Below are 19,907 nucleotides of genomic sequence, written 5' to 3'. Positions count from 1 at the left end.
AAGGAGTTCTGCTCGGCAGGGCTGCGGCAAGATCGCAGCGCACTGCTGAGCATCCCCGGTCATGGTTGAAAGACGCAGTCTTGCAATTCTTGTGCTGATAGTGCTGTGCGCGGCAACACTTCTCGTGAATTCCTGCAAGAAGGGAACGGCTCAGGTCATCGATCCCAGCAAAATGGTCGAGTCGAAGGAGTCTCTCTATAACAACATCTATGTCTACCGTGATGGCCAGTACGTAAACATGGCCTTCGGTATGAATCAGAAGATTTACACGGAGAGCAGTTATAACCCCAAGGACGACCGCGAACTGCCGGTTCCCTACACGCAATACATGACGGCCTCGCTGATGTATCCCGGGAAGATCAATTCCATCCTGGAGATCGGCAGCGGCGGAGGCCGCATCGCCTGGTATCTGCACAAGTTTCTGCCCACGGTTCAGATCACTTCCGTTGAATTGGATCCCGCAGTGCAGGATCTCGCAATCAAATATTTCGGCATCCGCGAGGAACCCAACTTCCATCTCGTAAAGGAGGACGGCCGGCTGTTTCTGGCGCAATCGAAGGAGAAGTATGACGTGATCCTGATTGACGCCTATCGTGGTCCGTTCGTTCCCTTTCATCTCCTGACGCAGGAGTTCTACCAACTGGTGCATGAGCATCTGGTTGCCGGAGGCGTGGTGGCGCAGAACGTGGAGCCTTCCACGATGCTGTTTGATTCCGCAGTGAAGACCTTGAATCGCGTGTTCCCGCAGGTGGAGTTTTACGACGCCAGCGGATCGGGGCACAGCGCACTCACCGGAGAGGATGTGGGCGGCAACGTTGTCGTTATTGCGTACAACGGCGTGCAGCGGAGCAAGGAAGACTTGGAGCAGGCGGCGCACCAGAGAACCACTGCCTTTGGGCTGCGCTACGATCCGGCGAAGATGCTTCGGGATCGATACCTGCTCAAGTCCGTCATGGTGGGGCAGGTCTGGCACCTGGACGTGTTCAATAAGGACGGCTTCGCTACCGGCGGAATTGAGGACAACGCCAAGCTGCTGACAGACGACTTCGCTCCCGTCGATTCACTCAAGTCCATCTCCCGCCATAATGAAAAGCCGAACGGAGCCGCGCGATGAAGGCTCGCTCGCTTGCTCTCTACCTATCCGCCTTCCTCGTGGGCGGAGTGCTCATGGGGTTCGAAATGCTGGGCAGCCGTTATCTGTTCCCGTACTTTGGCGGGGGAATCGGCACATGGGCCGGGCTCATTTCGATGGTGCTGGTTGCGCTGACTCTTGGGTATTTCATCGGCGGCGCTCTGATTGACAAACACCCGTCGCCACGGTTGATCGCGTTCAACGTCGCGGGCGCGGCGTTCTATCTGGCCCTCGTTCCCAAGGCTGCCGATTCGGTCATGCTGGCGATTTTGAATTCCGTCGGCGAAGGCCCTCTCGGAGTGCTCCTCGCATCCTCGGCGCTGCTGTTGCTGCCTCTGACGCTCCTTGGCACGTTGTCGCCGGTGTGCGTGCGTTTGCTTACCGATAATGCCGGAAACACAGGCAAGGTCTCCGGCTCTGTCTATGGCATCTCCACCATTGGCAACGTCTTCGGAACACTGTTCACCACGTTCGTTCTGATCCCCCTGCTTGGCTCGCGGATGATTACCTACGTCTTCGCGCTCGTGCTGTGTGTGTGCAGTGTCATTCTTTTCCTCCAGGAATTGCACGCCACTTCCTGACCGGATTCCGAGCCAGAACCATCAAAGGGATTTCACCTCCACCCGCGCTGGCGGAGGTGAAATCCCCACCCCGCATTTGACCCGCCCGGCGCTTCCTCCTATCATCCCTTCACTTCCTTTTGGTCCGATCCAGGAGATGCAATGAAGAAAATGTGGAAACTGCTGGCGGTCGTGTTTCTTGCCACGGCCGCGGCCTGTGTGGCTTTGGCGCAGGGTAAGCCTGCCGCTCCGGCCACCGGCGGAGACGTGGTCATCCGCAATGCCACGCTGCTGACCGTGACGCATGGCCGCATCGAGCATGGCTCAATTTACGTGAAGGACGGCCGTATCGCGGCCATCGGTGCAAAGGTGGAAGCGCCCGCCGGTGTGCCGGTCATCGATGCCGGCGGCAAGTATGTGACGCCCGGCATCATCGATCCGCATTCGCACATGGCGCTCGATGACGACATCAACGAGGCCACTAGCCCCATCGTCCCGCACATGATGATGAAGGACGCCTTCAACTACACCGACCGCGAGATTTACCGCGCGCTGGCCGGGGGCGTCACCAGTGCGCTGCTGCTGCATGGCTCGGCGGACATGATCGGCGGACAGGCCGTGGTTATCAAGACCAAGTTCGGGCTTGACCGTGACCAGCTTCTGTTCCCCGGCGCGCCGCGCTCCATCAAGTTCGCCAGCGGTGAGAACCCGAAGCGCGTCTTCGGTGCCAAGGGGCAGGCGCCCTCCACCCGCATGGGCAACTTTGAGGTGCAGCGCGAGGCCTTGGTTGAGGCGCAGGATTACATGCGCGAGTGGGACGCTTACAACGCGGCCGTCAAGCGTGGAGACAAGGACGCCAAGCAGCCCAAGCGCGATCTCAAACTCGACGCACTGGCCGACGTTCTGCGCGGAAAAATTCTGGTGCAGATTCACTGCTACCGCTCCGATGAAATGCTGACCGAACTGGCCATGGCCAAGGAGTTCGGCTACAAGGTGCGCGCCTTCCATCACGCGCTGGAGGCCTACAAGATCGCCGACGTGCTCGCCAAGGAAAACGTGGGCATCGCCACCTTCAGCGACTGGTGGGGCTACAAGTATGAAGCGTGGGATGCGATTCCGTGGAACGCTGCCATCGCTCTGCGCAAGGGCGTGCGCGTGGCCATCAAGAGCGATTCGGACGACTACATCCGCCGCCTGAACCAGGAAGCCGCCAAGATTGAGGATTACGGCGGCATCTCCGAGGACGAGGCGCTGAAAATGATCACGCTCACCCCGGCTTGGATCATCGGCGTGGAAGACCGCGTGGGCTCGCTCGACGTGGGCAAGGACGCCGACCTGGTTTTGTGGAGCGACTATCCGCTCGCCACCGCCACCACGCCGGAAAAGGTGTGGATTGACGGGCAACTTTGGTTTGACCGCGCGCTGCCGGGCACGGGCCTTGTGCACACCAGCGCGGTGGATGGGGAGGTGCGCTAATGCAGACGACGAAGAAGATTCTGGCAGTGGCGCTGGCCCTTTGCGCGTGGAGCGCCGGAGCCGTGGCGCAGAAGACAAAGCCTGCGGAGGCGAAGTCCGCCGACGCGAAGCCTGAGGTTGTGGCCATCAAGGGCGGACGCCTGCTGACGGTCTCGCACGGTGTGATTGAGAACGGCGTGCTCGTGCTCGCCGATGGCAAGATCGCCGCCATCGGTGGCCCGTCGACGAAGATTCCCGCCGGAGCAAAGATCGTCGACGCCAAGGGCATGACGGTCTATCCGGGGCTCATCGATTCCGAAACCCACTTGGGGCTGACCGAGATCGAGGCCGACCAGTCGACGAACGATCTGGTGGAGCCGAGCGACAACGTGATGCCGCAGATGCACACCTACGACGCCTTTCACGCGGAAAGCGAGCTGATTCCGGTCGCGCGGCTGAACGGCATCACCAACGCCGTGGTGGCCCCGGCCAGCCGAGACACGCTGCCGGGTCAGGACATTTTTGTGCAACTCGACGGCCAGCATCAGCCCGATTACATCCTTGTGCGCGACCTTGCCCTGCCGTTGAACTTTACCGGCGAGCAGCGCCGCAACGAGAGCTGGGAGCATGCGAAGTTTCCGCAGACGCGCATGGGCATGGCCGCGCAGCTTCGCCAAGCGCTTATCGATGCGCAGGACTACCAGCGCAAGTGGGTCGAGTGGAATGCCAAGAGCGATGCCGACAAGGCCAAAGGGCCGGCCCCCAAGCGCGAGCTGAAATATGAGGCGCTGATTCCTTACCTCGAGGGCAAGAAGTTCGTGGTGCTTGCCGCCAACGAGCCGAGCGATGTGGAAACCGCCGTGGCGCTGGCCGAGGAGTTCCACCTCAAGTTCGTGCTTAACCACCTCACGCACTCCGGCGCGGTGCTTGACCGCATTGCGGCCCTGAAGGTGCCGGTCATCTTCGGGCCAATCTATGACATGCCGAAGTCCGAGGATCGCTATGACGCGGTCTATCGCATTCCGGCGGAGCTCTACAAGCGCGGCGTCAAGGTGGCGCTGGCCAGCTATGACGCGCACAACGTTCGCAACCTGCCTTACGCGGCGGGCTTCGCCGTGGCCTTCGGGCTGCCTTACGAAGAAGCGCTGCGTTCGATCACGCTGACCCCGGCCGAAATCTGGGGCGTGGCTGACCGGCTCGGCTCGCTCGACGTGGGCAAGCAGGCGAATGTTGTTGTTGCCACCGGAGATCCGCTGGACGTCAAGACGCAGGTCAAGCAGGTCTACATTGCGGGCAAGGCGGTTGAGATGAGCAGCCGCCAGACTCGCTTGCGCGATCAGTACAGCCGCTAACCACGCGGGATTCCCATGCGGGCGGGGCCAAGGGCTCCGCCCGTTCCTTTTGCGCGGAATGCAAAATGAATCATCATTCATTCTCAACGGTTTGCAGAGATGTTCGCGGTCATTGACCCCGCTTTCCCCCAACATTTAGGATGAAGGACGAGTGTTTTCCCGTCCGAGCAGACTGCGGTAGGGAATTGCTTTGCGTGGGCGCGGGCAGTTGCACCCTGTTGCGGCTATTTACAGGCCACACAGCCCACCATTACACTGAGCCGGTTTCTAATAGCAGGAGGCGTCCGAATGGCCGCAGTTGAAGATAAGGTTAAGCAGATCATCGTGGAGCAGTTGGGAGTGGACGAGGCTGAAGTCACCGCCACCGCTTCTTTCGTAGACGACCTGGGAGCGGATTCGCTGGATACGGTCGAGTTGGTGATGGCGTTTGAAGAGGCTTTCGACATCGAGATTCCCGACGAGGACGCCGAAAAGATCAAGACCGTGAAGGACGCGGTCGACTACATTACCGAGCACGCCAAGGCCGCAAAGTAAGCGGTTGCGCGCAGCGCCGCCTTGCGCGGCCGCCGGAACAAGATTAAAGTTGCATCCCCCACACGCTGGAGCCGCGGCTCCGGCCCGGCCCGCAGAGGCCGTTGAAAGGAGAAAGCCGAATGGCTTCGGTAGACGAGAAGGTTAAACAGATCATCGTGGAACAGCTTGGCGTGGATGAAGGCGAAGTGACGGCCACTGCATCCTTCGTGGATGACCTGGGAGCGGATTCGCTGGATACGGTCGAACTGGTGATGGCGTTTGAAGAGGCCTTCGACATCGAGATTCCGGACGAGGACGCCGAGAAGATCAAGACCGTGAAAGACGCGGTCGACTACATCACGGCTCACGCCAAAGGCGGTAAGTAAACTTGAAGCGCAGGGTTGTTGTTACCGGACTGGGCCTGATTTGCGGCGTTGGCAACACCACGGAAGCGGTGTGGTCGGCGTTGCTGGCGGGCAAGAGCGGCGTGGGGCGCATCACGTCGTTCGATGCTGAGCAGTTTGCCTGTCAGATCGCCGCCGAAGTCAAGAACTTCGACCCGCTTCAGTTCATCGACAAGAAGGAATCCCGCAAAATGGGCCGCTTCATCCACTTCGCCATCGCGGCGTCGGATGAAGCTATGCAAACCGCCGGCCTGAAGGTGACGCCGGAGATCGCTGAGCGCGTCGGTGTGTTCATCGGCAGCGGCATCGGCGGCTTCGACATCATCGAGCGCGAGCACACCGCGCTGATGCAGGGCGGCCCGCGGAAGATTTCCCCCTTCTTTATTCCTGCGGCCATCGTCAACCTTGCGGCCGGCCAGGTCTCCATCCGTTTTGGAGCCAAGGGGCCGAACGAGGCGACGGCGACGGCCTGCACCACGGGTGCGCATGCCATCGGCGATTCGTTCAAGATCATCCAGCGCGGCGATGCCGATGCGATGATCTGCGGCGGCGCCGAGGCGGCCATCACGCCCATGGGCATCGGCGGCTTCGCAGCCATGCGCGCGCTGTCCACGCGCAATGACGATCCCGAGCGCGCCAGCCGTCCGTGGGACAAGGATCGCGACGGCTTTGTGGTCGGCGAAGGCTCCGGCATTCTGATTCTGGAAGAGCTGGAGTTCGCCAAGGCGCGCGGTGCAAAAATCCTTGCCGAAATCGTTGGCTATGGCATGAGCGGCGATGCGTACCACATCACGGCTCCGGCCCCCGAGCATGAGGGCGGCTTCCGTGTGATGCGCAACGCCATCCATGACGCGGGCATCAAGCCCACTGACATTGGCTACGTCAACGCGCACGGCACTTCCACCGGGATCGGCGACGATCTGGAAGCCAAGGCCATTCGCAATCTGTTCGGCGAGCACCCGATCGCGGTCAGCAGCACCAAGTCCATGACGGGGCACCTGCTGGGCGGCGCGGGCGGTCTTGAGGCCGGCGTGACCGTGCTGGCGCTCCGTGACCAGAAGCTGCCGCCGACCATCAACCTGGAAAACCAGGATGAGGCGACGGCGGGCATGGATTTTGTCCCCAACGTGGCCCGCGATGTGAAGATGGAGTACGCGCTTTCGAATTCGTTCGGATTCGGCGGAACCAACGGCTCGCTGCTGTTCAAGCGCTGGACGGAGTAAGATCCTTACAAATCTTAACGAGCCCCGGTGTATACCGGGGCTTTTGTTTGCAGTCAAAATAGATAGTGGAGCACGGAGTTCGTTCCAGGGCAGTGGAGTCGGCGCTCAGTGCAGTGGGCCACCACGGGAACGAACAGACCTGTAAAGGAATTGCGAAGCGGTTGTGACGGAACCCCCTCCGTCATCCGTCCGCGACTTCGTGCATTTGCTCTCCGCGGAAGGAGCAACATAAGGTATGTTCAGGAATCGAATTGCATCTGCTGGGGTGGGCCTGTTGCTGGCACTGGCCAGCATCTCCGCCTGGGCGCAGGCGCCGGTGGTCAAGCAGCTTGGCACCGTCAAGACCGTCAATGCGACATCTCTGACCGTCAGTCCTGACGCGGGTGGCGCCGATGTCTCGGTGCAACTGGCGGTCGCCACGCGCGTGCGCGCCATTCCTCCCGGAGAAAAAGATCTTACCAAGGCTGTGACCATTACCTCTGCGGATCTCCAGATCGGCGACCGCGTGCTGGTTCGCGCGCGGATGAATGAAGCTGGTTCCGCTCTGGTTGCGCTCGACGTGTTGGCCATGAAGGCCACCGATCTGGCAGCTCGCCATCAAAAGGAGCTTCAGGCCTGGCAGCACGGCATCGGCGGCATTGTGAAGTCGGTCGATGTGGCCACCTCCAGCATCATTGTGGCCACCACCACGGCCACCGGCAGCAAGGATGTGAAGGTTGCGCTCGGCTCCAAGGCGCTCATTCGCCGCTACGCGCCCGGCTCCACGCGCTTTGAGGACGCACAGCTCTCGAAGCTCGATGAAATCCGCGCGGGAGACCAGTTGCGCGCACGCGGCGCGAAGAACGAGGACGGCACGCAGTTCACCGCCGACGAGATTGTCACCGGCGCCTTCCGCAATCTCTCCGGCGTCATCGCCTCCATCGACGCCACAGCCGGTACCATCACCTTCCAGGACCTCGCGACGAAGAAGAGCGTGACCGTCGCCATCACCAAGGATTCGCAGCTCAAGAAGCTGAACCCCATGATTGCGCAGCGCCTGGCGCAGCGCCTCAAGGGCGGAGCACCCGAAGGGCAGGCCGCAGCTTCTCATGCCGCTCCTGCGGGCGAGACCGCAGGCCGCGGTGGCGCACCCGGCAATGGCAATGGCGGAGACCTCCAGCAGATGCTCTCGCGCCTGCCGGCGGCCTCCATCGCCGATCTTCAAAAAGGCGAGGCCGTCATGATCGTGGCCTCGCAGAGCGCCTCGTCCGACAAGGCGACCGTCATCACGCTGCTCAGCGGCGTGGAAGCGCTTTTGACCGCCCCCGGCAACAGCAGCCTGCTTACGCCGTGGAGCCTGAGTGCAGGTGCCGAGGGTGGCGCCAATGAGTAAGGCAATAGGAGTTGGGATGAACCGCTGTGTTCGATGTTCTGTGTTGCTTGTTGTTCTGCTGTGTTTGTTGGCGGTGTTGCCCGTCGCGGCTCAGTCCACTGGGCTGCTTCGCGGACAGGTAACCGATCCTTCCGGCGCGGTTGTGGTTTCGGCAACCGTCACTGCGACCTCTGCTGCCGGGCAGGCTTACACCGGCACCAGTGACAAGCAGGGCGCGTATGTGATCAAGGACCTGCCGCCGGGCAAGTACACGCTCAGCGCGGTGGCCAAGGGCTTCAGCCCGTATCAGCTCACCGACGTCAACGTGCCGGCGGCGCCGCAGCAGCTTGATATTGCCTTTGAAATCGCGGTCAAGTCCGAGCAGGTCACCGTCAGCGACGAGACCAAGGCCGTTTCCGTCGACGCCTCTCAGAACGCTACGCAGACCGTGCTGAAAGATAAGGATCTTGAATCGCTCTCCGACGATCCGGATGAACTGGCGAACGACCTTCAGGCCCTTGCCGGACCTTCCGCCGGGCCCAACGGCGGCCAGGTTTACATTGACGGCTTCAGCAACGGCACGCTGCCGCCCAAGTCGTCCATCCGCGAAATCCGCATCAACCAGAATCCGTTCTCCGCGCAGTATGACCGCCTTGGCTACGGCCGCGTTGAAGTCTTCACCAAGCCCGGCACCGACAAGTGGCACGGGCAGTTCACCTTCGAGGCCAACCCGAAAGCGATCAACGCACTCAATCCCTACATTGGCGACGTGAAGGTGCCCGACTACCTGACCACGCAGTACATGGGCAACGTCAGCGGCTCGCTCAGCAAGAAGGCTTCGCTGTTCTTCAACATCGAGCGCCGCAACATTGATGACAGCTCGGTGGTGAACGCACAGACCGCCACAGACGCCTACACCAATCAGGTGGTGGGGCATCCGCGCACGCGCACCAACTTCAGCCCGCGTCTCGATTACCAGTTGACGCCCACCAACACGCTGACCGCCCGTTACCAGTACCTGCAAAACCACGAGACCAACAATGGCGTCGGCCAGTTGGTGCTTGCCTCGCAGGGCTACAACAGCAGCACCGAGGAGCACACCCTGCAGATCAGCGATACGCAGGTGCTGAGCAACTCGGTCATCAATGAGACGCGCTTCCAGTACATCCGCACGCGTAGCGAGAATGGCGCCATCGGCGCGCTGCCGGCCATCACCGTCGGCGGCTATTTCAATGGCGGCAATAGCGCTGTGCAGCACTTCCAGCAGCTCTACAACCGCTTTGAATTGCAGAACTACACCTCGATGCAGCGCGGCAGGCATTTCATCCGGTTCGGTGGCCGTTTGCGCGTTTCGCGCGACTCCAACCTGGACATGGAGAACTTCAACGGCACGTTCACCTATGACAGCATTGCCGCCTACGAAGCCGGCACACCGAGCCAGTTCAGCATCATCTCCGGCCAGCCGTTGTCGCACATCAACTTCGCGGACGTAGGTTTCTACGCCGAAGACGATTGGAAGCTGCGCCCCAACGTCACCCTCAGCTACGGCCTGCGCTATGAGACGCAGAGCGGCATCAGCGACTACAAAGATTGGTCGCCGCGCATCGGCCTTTCCTGGGGGCTTGGCAGCGCCAAGAGCACTCCCAAGACGGTTGTCCGCGTCGGATGGGGCATGTTCTATGACCGCTTCGGCGAGAGCTATCTGCTGAACGCACAGCGCTACAACGGCGTGACCCTGACGAACTACGTGGTCTCCGATCCGTCGTTCACCACCGTCCCTGCCGATCTTGGCTCGCTGACGACCTCGGCCACGAGCGTTACCACCATCGCCCACAACCTGCGCACGCCCTATACCATGCAGTTTGCCACCAGCCTGGAGCGCCAGTTGGGCAAGATGGGGACCGTTTCGGCCACCTATCTCAACTCCCGTGGCCAACATTCCTTGGTCAACCCAAACATCAACGCGCCTATTGACGGGGTGCGTCCGAACGGTGTGGAGGAGAACATCTTCCAGTACGAGTCTGCGGGCTCCTACAAGCAGAATCAGCTCATCGTGAATTCAAACCTGCGCTTGGGCTCGCGCGTCTCGCTCAACGCCTTTTACATGTTCGGGCACGCCAACGCCATCTCCAGCTCGCCCAGCAATCCATACAACTTCAAGCAGGACTGGGGCCGCTCGTCGTGGGATGTGCACCAGCGCTTCTTCCTCGGCGGCTCCGTGGTGCTGCCATATCTGGTTCGCTTCAGCCCGTTCCTTGTGGCCAACGCCGGTGCGCCGTATAACATCACGCTCGGCCGCGACCTGAACGGCGACACCGTTTACAACGACCGCCCAACTTACGTCGACACCAGCAGCACCAGCACGGTTTCTACGCCGTGCGGAGTGGTGGACCTCAGTCCGAAGAGTGGCCAGAAGGTTATTCCCATCAACTGCGGCACCGGCCCGGCCAACGTCACGTTCAATATGCGTTTAAGCAAAACGTTCGGCATCGGTCCCAAGTTGGCAGGCACGGTCGATAACTCGCAGGCCTCCGGCGGCCCGCAGGGCGGTCCCCGCGGCGGACCGGGCGGCCCAGGAGGCGGCCACGGCCGACCGAACTTCAGCGTGAACAGCGACCGCCGCTATAACCTGACCTTCGCGGTCGGCGTGCGGAACCTGTTCAACACCACCAACTCGGCAACGCCCATCGGCAACCTCAGTTCGAGCCGCTTTGGCCAGTCCATCGCGCTCGCCGGAGGCCCGTTCTCGAGTGGTTCGGCCTACAACCGCCGCATCGAGTTGCAGATGACGTTCGCGTTCTAGGGCGGCGCTGCTCCAATCAGTCAAAGGCCGTCCTCCCGGGGACGGCCTTTTTGCGATGCTCCGTTGCGTTCGGCCCATGCATCCAACTATTGTTCCTTCATGAGCTCCTCCGCCGTCTCCCAGTCCGAGCCGCAAGGCGCAAGCTGGCGCTTCATCATTCGCGCCCTGCGCTCGCGCAACTACCGGCTCTATTTCGGCGGGCAGGGAACCTCGCTTATTGGCACTTGGATGACGCGCATCGCCACCAGTTGGCTGGTTTACCGCCTCACTGGATCGGCCATGCTGCTGGGCATCACGGGCTTTGCCGGTCAGCTTCCCATGTTTCTGCTGGGGCCGTTTGCCGGCGTCTGGGTGGACCGCTGGAACCGCCATCGTGCCCTGGTCTGGACGCAGGCGATTTCGATGGTGCAGTCGCTGCTGCTGGCGTGGCTTGCGCTCAGCGGACGCATCACCATCACGCACATCGTCATTCTCAGTGTGGTGCAGGGTATCGTCAATTCGTTCGACACGCCCGCGCGCCAGTCGTTTCTATCCGAGTTGATTGATGACCGCGCCGATCTTGCCAACGCCATTGCGCTCAACTCGTCGATGGTGAATCTGGCGCGGCTGGTGGGGCCGTCGCTCGCCGGACTGCTGATTGCGCGCTACGGCGAGGGCTACTGCTTCCTGGTCGATGGCGTCAGCTTCATCGCCGTCATCGGTTCGCTGCTGATGATGCACGTTGCTGTGCGTCCGGTGGTGACCAATGGGCGGAGCGTGCGTGCCGACCTCGCCGAGGGGTGGCGTTATGTCTCGGGCTTCGCACCCATTCGTTCCATCCTGCTGCTGCTGGCGGTGGTCAGCCTGGTCGGTATGTCTTACACGGTCGTCATGCCCATCTACGCCTCCACCATTCTGCGCGGTGGCGCGCACACGCTCGGCTTCCTGATGGCGGCCAGCGGCTGCGGCGCCCTGACCGGCGCGCTCATCCTGGCGGCCAGGCGCAATGTTCGCGGCCTGTTGAAGATCATTCCCATCGCCGCTGCGGCGTTTGGCGTCGGCCTCATTCTGCTGGCGCATTCGGCGGCGCTATGGATCTCGCTCGGATTGATGTTCGTGACCGGCTACTCGGTGATGCAGCACATGGCTGTCAGCAACACCATCCTGCAAACCATTGCCGACGACGACAAGCGCGGCCGAGTGATGAGCTACTACACCATGGCGTTTCTCGGCATGACGCCTTTTGGCAGCCTGCTGGCCGGAAGTATCGCCTCGCGCTTCGGCGTGCCTACCACGCTTCTGTTCAGCGGCGTTGCTTGCATCGCGTTTGCCGCCATCTTTGCCTGGAGGCTCGCGGAGATCCGCCGCCTCGTGCGTCCCATCTACCAGCGACTCGGCATTGTGCCGGAGATTGCCACCGGCATCGGCACGGCCGCTGCTTTGCGTTCCGCCTCGGAAGAGTAGGCGTCACGGACGTTTCACGCAGGGTGTCCTCGCGTGCGCGCTCGTGTGCTCCGCGGCGAGTGAGGCCAAGCGTGCACTTTTTAGAGGCGCGGAAGCTCCAGGTGAATCTCCAGGAGTGACGCTATGCGCAGCAGCCGCACATCGGTTCCGGCGGCGGCCACCAGTTGCATGCCCACCGGCAGTCCGTCGCAGACGCCCACTGGCACTGTCACCGCAGGAAGCCCCAGCACGTTGAACGGCCGCGTATTGCGCAGCATTTGCAACTCCACGGCCCGCGCCTCTGGTGTCTCCAGCTCCGCCAGCGTGGGAGGCAGAATCGGCATTGTCGGCATCAGTAGAAAATCCACTTCGTTGAAGATGTGCGCCGCATCCTGACGTTCCTGAGTCAGTTTCAGTGCCAGTTTGCGCATCTGTTCGTCGCTGACTCCTGCGCCTTTTTCAATGCGCGCCAGAGTGCGCAGATCATAGAGTTCGCGTGTGGGGCTGTCTGCGGCAATGCGTTGACGATGCACGCGGTAGGATTCGCCATCGGCCAGTGTGCGGTCGGGGTCGGCATGCAACTCAATCGGAACAGTCTCTGCTCCCAGCGTGCGCACGCGTTCCAGCGTCTGCCGCCAAAGGGCTTCCACCGGCGCGGAGAGATTCTCGCAGAAGCCGGGGTGCGGAATGCCCACGCGCATGCCTGTCAGCACAGGTTCAACATTCTCTGTGTCACTCACCGGTGCAATCGCACGCAGCACGGCCAGAGCGTCGTTGCAGGTGCGGGCAATCGGCCCCACGTGGTCGTAGGATTGCGCCAGCGCCAGTACGCCCTTGGCGCTCACCAGCCCGTAGGTCGGTTTCAGCCCCACCACGCCGCAGCAACTGGAGGGAACACGGATGGAGCCGGCAGTGTCCGTGCCAATGGCTGCCACGCACAACCCGGCGGCCACCGCTGCAGCTGATCCCGACGACGAGCCGCCCGAGGCGTGCGCGAGGTTCCAAGGGTTCCTCACCGCGCCATAGGCGGAGATGGCTCCGGAGCCTCCGTAGGCGACTTCGTGCAGGTTCGTCTTTCCGACGATGACTGCCCCGGCTTCGCGCAGCCTGCGAACCACCGGCGCATCGCTGCCCGCCGGAGCGTCCGAGGCAAAGGCCCGGCTGGCGCCTGTGGTGACCGTGCCCTTCATGTCGATCAGGTCTTTGATGGCCACGGGGATGCCGTGCAGCGGCCCTCGCCAGTTTTCCGATGCAATTTCGCGCTCGGCCTGCGCCGCCGCTTCCATCGCCTCATCGGCGGTGACGGTGATGAACGCGTGGAGTTGCGGATTGAGTCTTGAAATGCGCTCCAGGCAGAGCGCCGTCAGCGCAACCGGGGAGAGTTCGCGCCGCCGCAGTCGCCCGGCCAGTTCCAGCAAGGGAAGAAAAGCGATGTCGTCGTTCAGCGCAGCCATGCGCTGATGCTACCGCGTCGTCCCAATTCTTCGCACTGGAAAGCGCACCCCTTCATCGTTTTGGATGGAATATTTGATGTGGATTCAGTTGCTGATAATTATCTGATAATGAACGCTAATTTAACGAATGATAAATCGACTTAATTTGTAATTAATTCATTAATTATATTGTTTTCAATTATATAAAATTTGTAATTTGCATTGTATTGCATCATGTAATTAAACATGTGTAGACTCTGCACATGGCAAAGTTTGAATGGACACAACCAGCCCTTGGAATGGTCGACACGGCTCCTGCGACGATCAGCGCAGAAGCGCACAAGCTGGAAGAGCAAATTGCGTTGACGGTCGGCAAGGCCGGGGCGGCGCTGCGGGCATTGCAGACTCCGGAAGGCTACTGGTGCGGCGACCTGACCGCGGATTCCACGCTCGAATCCGACTACATCCTGTTGCAGCTCTGGCTCTACCGTCCGGAGGGCGCGGCGTGGAATCCACCGACGCGCCGCCGTGTGGACCGCGCCTGCGAGACCGTACTCAGCAAGCAGTTACCCGATGGCGGCTGGAATATCTATCCCGGTGGCCCCAGCGAGATCAGCGCGTCGGTCAAAGCGTATTCGGCGCTGAAGATCGCAGGCTACGAGGCATCGCATCCGGCGATGATGAAGGCCCGCGAGTGCATTCTGCGGCTGGGCGGCGTGCAGGCCTGCAACAGCTATGTGCGCATCAACCTCAGCCTGTTCGGACTCTTCCCGCGCGAAGCCGTTCCAACCGTGCCGCCCGAACTCATCATGCTGCCCGGCGACATCATCTACGAAATGTCCTCGTGGACGCGCTCGATCGTGATTCCGCTCTCCGTGGTGCAGGCCGCCGGTGGTGTGCGCCCTGTGCCGGACGGCGTCACCATCGATGAGATCTTCAACCCGTCGCGCAAATTTCAAGGGCCGCGTCGGGAGAGTCTCACCATCGTCTTCCGCTACATCGACCAGTTGGTGAAGCTGTGGGAGCGTCGTGGCTCGCGCAACATGCGCGCCAAGGCCCTGCGCGAGTGCGAACACTGGATGCTGGACCGCACGCGCTATACCGAAGGGCTCGGTGCAATCTATCCGGCGATGATGTACTTCATCATGGCGCTCGACAGCCTCGGCTACACCGAGGACCATCCCGATCTCATCGAGGCCAAGCTCCAGTTCGACAACCTGCTGATTGAAACCGAGGACCGCTTCCAGTTCCAGCCCTGCGTCTCACCCGTGTGGGACACGGCGATTACCGCGTTCTCACTGGGAGAAGCCGGGCAGGGAACGCCCGAGGAGCTGACGCGCTGCGCCGACTGGTTGCTGAGCAAGGAGTGCCGCCGCAAGGGCGACTGGAGCGTGAAACGTCCCTACCTGGAGCCTTCAGGCTGGGCCTTTGAATTTGCCAACGAGTATTACCCGGACATCGACGATACGGCGATGGTGCTGCTGGCGCTCTCGCACGCCAAGGCCAGCGATCCTGAGCGTCAGGAACGTGTGAAGACGCGCGCTCTCAATTGGCTGCTCGGCATGCAGTCCAAGGACGGCGGCTGGGCTGCGTTCGACGTGGATAACAACTGGCAGATCCTGAACAAAATTCCTTGGAGCGACCACAACGCGATGCTCGATCCGAGCTGCCCGGACATCACCGGGCGCGTGCTCGAATCACTGGCGCGCAACGGCGTGCCGCCCAGTCATGAGGCCATTCACAAGGGCGTGCACTACCTGCTCGACGTGCAGGAGAAGAACGGCAGTTGGTACGGACGCTGGGGCGTCAACTACATCTACGGAACGTTTCTCGCCATGCGCGGTCTCAAGGCCTCGCGCGCTTCCATGGCCTACCCAGCGGTGCAGAAGGCCGCTCAGTGGATTCGTTCGGTGCAGAACACCGATGGCGGCTGGGGCGAGCACTGCGTCAGCTACAAGAAGCTGCACTACGTGGCAGCGCCGAGCACAGCCTCGCAGACAGCGTGGGCGCTGCTGGGGTTGGCTGCCGCCGGAGACAAGACTTCGCAGGCGGCCAAGCGCGGCGTGGAGTATCTGCTGAAGACGCAGCGCGAGGATGGAACCTGGCATGAGGACCTGGCCACTGGCACCGGGTTCCCCAACGTGTTCTTCCTCGTCTACCACATGTACCGCAACTATTTCCCGGTGCTGGCGCTGGCGGCGATGAAGGCATAACCCACGACAGCGTTTCCGCAGACGGGGAGCGAATCTGCGGAATCGACGCTACGCGTGCGAACCACTGCACCCAGCGCACAAAAAATACCGGCTCCAGATTTGCGCCGAAAAATTGAGAATTTCGGCCACTTTTCGCACAAAAAACAGAGTCGTCGTCACCTTTGTGGCGTCGACTCTGTTTTTTCATCTCTTTATCCTAGGAATTAACAGTTCTGTGTCTCTGCGTTCATCGCAGCTTCACTTGCGTTGCAGAGACTGAAGCGTTGCCCGCTTGTGCGGGCGTACTGCTGTATTTTCACCGGAAACCCCAAAGTTCAACGGAGACTCAATTTCATGCGAAAGTCACTCGCGGCAGGCATTCTGCTTTTGCTGTGCTTGTGCTGCGCGCTGGTCTCGGCCAGCTGGGCGCAGGTCCTGGGTGGAGGCACCATTCAGGGCACCGTCACGGACAGTACGGGCGCGGTTGTTCCTGGCGCCACCGTCACCGTCCGCAATCTCGACACCAATGCGGTTTTGACCACCACCAGCGATACCGCTGGCCTCTTCGTCTTTCCGATTGTGCACGTCGGCAACTATGAAGTGAAGGTTGAAAAGACCGGCTTTGCCGCCACCGTTCTGCCCAGCGTGAACGTCGTGGTTGGTTCCAAGGTGGATCTTCCCTTGGTGTTCCGCGTTGCCGGCTCCAAGGAGCAGGTGACCGTCACCGACGAGACGCCGCTGATTGAAACCCAGCGCACGGCCACCGCAACCTACCTGAACGAAGCCACCGTCAACAGCATCCCGGTCAACGGACGCAACTTCCTCGGCATCGCCCTGCTGACCCCGGCGGTGATCAAGGACCCGGCCCGCGGCGGCGATCTCAGCTTTGCCGGACAGCGCGGCACCTTGAACTCGCTGACCGTTGACGGCGCCGATGACAACCAGGCCTTCTACGGACAGACGGCCGGCCGTACCGGCCAGGCCAGCAAGCCCTATCAGTTCAGCCAGGATTCCGTGCAGGAGTTCCAGGTTGCCACCAACGGCTACTCGGCGGAAATCGGCCGCGCCGGCGGCGGCGTCATCAACGTGGTCACCAAGAGCGGCACCAACAAATTCCACGGCGGAGCGTTCGAGTACTATCGCGATGAATCGATGAACGCCTACGATCCGATTCAGAAGCAGACCTGGTACCTGTCGCATCCGACCACGGGCATTACGGCGCACAAGCCCAAGTACCACTACAACCAGTTTGGCGGCACCCTCGGCGGTCCCATCTGGAAGGACCGCGCGTTCTTCTTCTTCGCCGCCGACAGCCAGCGCAACACCTCGCCCATCATCACCAACTCGACCAGCTCAGTGGCGCTCTCCTCGAACGCCACCACGGCCGCGTTGCAGCAGACGGCAATCAACTACCTGAATCCGCTGACCGGCAATTACGGCCTGGTCAACAATCAGGACACCTACCTGCTGAAGGGCGACGCCTACCTCAACAAGGCCAACCAGGTGAGCGTGCGCTGGAACCACCAGAGCTTCACGGCGGGCAACCAGGAAAACGGCAGCGCCTCAAGCGCTCTGTCGCACACCGGCAACTCGTTCGTCTACACCGACACGATGACCGGCTCGCTGACTTCGACGCTGAGCAGCCGCACCATTAACCAGTTCCGCTTCAACTACCTGAAGGATCGCGAGTACGGCAAGGCCAACGCGAACGGCCCGGAAATCGCCGTCACCGACGGTTCCTACGCGATGAACGTGGGCCGCAACAACTACAGCCCGCGTGAAACCACGGTCCACCAGTACGAGTGGGCAGATAACATCACCTACGCGCTCGGCCGCAACACCTTCAAGACCGGCGCCGACCTCGTCTGGATCAAGGTCTACAACTACTTCCCGGGCTACATGTTCGGCAGCTACACCTTCAACAGCCTCGCCGACCTCGGCTGCGTGCTCAGCGGCGAAACCGCCAGCTACACGCCGACTGGTTGCACCGCGGCCGCCAGCGCCAGCTGGTACTACCAGCAGGCATTCACCAACCTGGGCGGCACGCCGACCACCGGCCCGACCACGCATCCGGACGTCTTTGAGCCGGCCTTTTTCGCGCAGGACGATCTGCGCCTGGCCAAGAACCTGACCGTCAACGTGGGCGTGCGCTGGGACCAGCAGCAGGTGAAGCAGTCCGGCGTTACCAATGCCACCGCGCTGCTTGACGGCTACAACACCGGCTCGCAGCCCATCGGCGGACACCAGTGGGGCCCGCGCCTCGGCTTTGCCTACACGCCGCTCAGCAACAACAAGCTGGTGGTGCGTGGCGGCCTCGGCTGGTTCTACGGCCTCACCAACTCGATGTTCCTCGGCACCTCGCACAGCAACAACGGCGTCAACATCGGCACCGTGAAGTACACGGCCAACCAGATCACCGGGCTGATCTCCACGCCGTATGACGGCACCACGTTCGGCACGCTGGCCGCGGCGCCAACCGGAACCACGGTCACCCCGACCCTGTACGTGATGGATCAGGGCTACCGCAATCCGCGCGTGCAGCAGGCGAACTTCAACGTGGAATACGCACTGGCGAAGGATCTCTCGGTCAGCGTTGGCTACCTCTCGGTGCAGGGCAAGTTCCTGCAGCGCACGGCCGACCAGAACCTGGCCTGGGACCCGACCAACTACACGCTGACCACCTACGCTTCGGCGGGCAACAGCACCACCGCGGGCACGGTGGATCAGGCGTACGGCTACGTGAAGTATCTTGGCACGCGCCCCAACACTGCGTTCCAGCGCATTGCGCTCTTCCAGTCCAACGCCAAGTCCGAATACAACGGTCTGGTGATCGAATTGAAGAAGCGCATGTCGCACCGCTTCATGGCGCAGCTGGCTTACACCTACAGCATCGCGCACGATGACAACCCGGACGCGACTGCCGTGGTCAACGGCTCCGACGACAGCAAGCAGGCCATGTACCCGACCACTCCGCGCTCGGACTGGGGCTTCTCGGGTGCCGACCTGCGTCACCGCCTGACCTTGGGCTACTCGTATGACGCCAACTACCACGTCAAGGGCATCCTCGGCGCGGTGGTCAACGGCTGGTCCACCAGCGGCCTGCTGACGGCGCAGAGCGGCTATGCCTACTCGGCCATGCTGACCGGCAACAACCTGCTGAACACCGGCAACACGTCGAACCTGCGCGTGCCGGGCTCGGTGCGCAACAGCTACCACATGCCGGCCACCTGGTCGCTTGATCCGCGCGTCTCGCGCGACATCAACCTCTATAAGGAATCGGTCAAACTGAGCATCTTTGCCGAAGCCTTCAACCTGTTCAACCACTTCAACGTCACCAGCGTGAAGACCGCCGAATACGCATGGAAGGCGATCAACACCGGCAGCGGCAGCACGTTCAACGGATACCTGCTGCAGAACCGGGCGAACGCCGCGACTGGCTACTTTGGTCTGCCTTCGGGCACCAGCGGCCAGCGCATCCTGCAACTGGGCGCGCGCATCAAGTTCTAACTTGGTGGTGCGCGAAGCAGCGGAGGGCCGGACAATTGTCCGGCCCTTTTCCTTTGCACGTCGTTTTGCGGAAAGCTGTGAGGTAAAGGAAAAGGCCCGCGGCATTCGCGGGCCTCGTGCTTGGTGCTTCGTCATTCACGTGGCGAAGCCGATTCTTGAGAGCGCGAGCGGCGCGCTCTACTGCGCCATGCTCTATTGCACCATCGCGATGCGATCGAGTTCACGTCCGATCACTTCAATCGAGCAACCGGCGTTGCCCACGCGGCAGGCAGCGTCCATGGCGGCCTCGCTGGAGACCGCGTATCCGCGCCCGGCCAGGAACATGCGGAGCAGGTCAGCCGTGTCTCGCGAATCCAGGCCACTCTGCACCAGTTCTATGCGCAGGGCTGCCAACTCCGGAATTGAAAACTTTTCGTCCATCATCACTCACCTCCGGACTCATACCTGGTTAAAGCGTTAGAGTGCGGAGAGAGTTGCGCTGTAACAGGCAATTATTTTCGATGACCTGTTTTCCCCGTGTTTTCCGGCTCACTTACGGCGCATTCATTCCTATGCTTCAA

The 19,907-nt window shown here is 61.5% G+C and carries 14 protein-coding genes; 12 read left to right on the top strand and 2 right to left on the bottom strand.

Annotated features, from left to right (window positions below; translation table 11 throughout):
• Positions 1–124 precede the first annotated feature (124 nt).
• The 10 genes from AC6IZO_RS11445 to AC6IZO_RS11400 all read left to right on the top strand — a co-directional run bounded on the left by AC6IZO_RS11445 (position 125) and on the right by AC6IZO_RS11400 (position 12,236).
• On the top strand, positions 125–1,114 hold the full coding sequence (locus tag AC6IZO_RS11445; protein WP_497804928.1) for a spermidine synthase: 990 nt from the start codon (positions 125–127) through the stop codon (positions 1,112–1,114).
• Positions 1,111–1,713, top strand: coding sequence for a fused MFS/spermidine synthase (locus AC6IZO_RS11440; protein WP_497804927.1), 603 nt, complete (start codon positions 1,111–1,113; stop codon positions 1,711–1,713). Before AC6IZO_RS11445 ends, AC6IZO_RS11440 begins: the two co-directional genes overlap by 4 nt.
• A 141-nt stretch (positions 1,714–1,854) precedes the next feature.
• The gene (locus AC6IZO_RS11435) at positions 1,855–3,168 is read left to right on the top strand and encodes an amidohydrolase (RefSeq protein WP_497804926.1); all 1,314 of its coding nucleotides are present in this window, start codon (positions 1,855–1,857) and stop codon (positions 3,166–3,168) included.
• Complete coding sequence (locus AC6IZO_RS11430) at positions 3,168–4,499, top strand: amidohydrolase family protein (RefSeq protein WP_497804925.1); 1,332 nt, start codon at positions 3,168–3,170, stop codon at positions 4,497–4,499. Before AC6IZO_RS11435 ends, AC6IZO_RS11430 begins: the two co-directional genes overlap by 1 nt.
• A 288-nt stretch (positions 4,500–4,787) precedes the next feature.
• Entirely contained in the window at positions 4,788–5,033 is a 246-nt protein-coding gene (gene acpP, locus AC6IZO_RS11425) for an acyl carrier protein (RefSeq protein ID WP_497804924.1), read from the top strand.
• Between the two features lie 119 nt (positions 5,034–5,152).
• On the top strand, positions 5,153–5,398 hold the full coding sequence (acpP, locus tag AC6IZO_RS11420) for an acyl carrier protein (RefSeq protein WP_497804923.1): 246 nt from the start codon (positions 5,153–5,155) through the stop codon (positions 5,396–5,398).
• Positions 5,399–5,400: 2 nt separating this feature from the next.
• Positions 5,401–6,639, top strand: coding sequence for a beta-ketoacyl-ACP synthase II (gene fabF, locus AC6IZO_RS11415; protein WP_497804922.1), 1,239 nt, complete (start codon positions 5,401–5,403; stop codon positions 6,637–6,639).
• A 235-nt stretch (positions 6,640–6,874) separates the two neighbouring features.
• The gene (locus AC6IZO_RS11410) at positions 6,875–8,011 is read left to right on the top strand and encodes a hypothetical protein (protein ID WP_497804921.1); all 1,137 of its coding nucleotides are present in this window, start codon (positions 6,875–6,877) and stop codon (positions 8,009–8,011) included.
• Positions 8,012–8,051: 40 nt separating this feature from the next.
• Positions 8,052–10,793 (top strand): TonB-dependent receptor, encoded by a 2,742-nt coding sequence (locus tag AC6IZO_RS11405; RefSeq protein WP_497804920.1) that lies wholly within the window; start codon positions 8,052–8,054, stop codon positions 10,791–10,793.
• A gap of 99 nt (positions 10,794–10,892) precedes the next feature.
• Entirely contained in the window at positions 10,893–12,236 is a 1,344-nt protein-coding gene (locus AC6IZO_RS11400) for an MFS transporter (protein ID WP_497804919.1), read from the top strand.
• 80 nt (positions 12,237–12,316) lie between these two features.
• Here AC6IZO_RS11400 and AC6IZO_RS11395 read toward each other — a convergent pair whose 3' ends face one another.
• Positions 12,317–13,669: an amidase gene (locus tag AC6IZO_RS11395; protein WP_497804918.1), complete on the bottom strand. Its 1,353-nt coding sequence runs from the start codon at positions 13,667–13,669 to the stop codon at positions 12,317–12,319.
• Between the two features lie 242 nt (positions 13,670–13,911).
• Between AC6IZO_RS11395 and shc the strand changes: the two genes are divergently transcribed.
• A complete protein-coding gene (gene shc / locus AC6IZO_RS11390) occupies positions 13,912–15,861 on the top strand; it encodes a squalene--hopene cyclase (protein WP_497804917.1) in 1,950 nt (649 codons plus the stop codon).
• Between the two features lie 333 nt (positions 15,862–16,194).
• Positions 16,195–19,347, top strand: coding sequence for a TonB-dependent receptor (locus tag AC6IZO_RS11385; protein ID WP_497804916.1), 3,153 nt, complete (start codon positions 16,195–16,197; stop codon positions 19,345–19,347).
• A 192-nt stretch (positions 19,348–19,539) separates the two neighbouring features.
• Here the strand turns inward: AC6IZO_RS11385 and AC6IZO_RS11380 are convergent, their stop codons facing one another.
• Positions 19,540–19,770, bottom strand: coding sequence for a hypothetical protein (locus AC6IZO_RS11380; protein WP_497804915.1), 231 nt, complete (start codon positions 19,768–19,770; stop codon positions 19,540–19,542).
• Between the last annotated feature and the right edge of the window lie 137 nt (positions 19,771–19,907).

This window comes from Oryzophilus luti, assembly GCF_059726245.1.
Note: the sequence above shows the minus strand (reverse complement) of the source record. Positions and strands in the feature narration are given on the sequence as shown.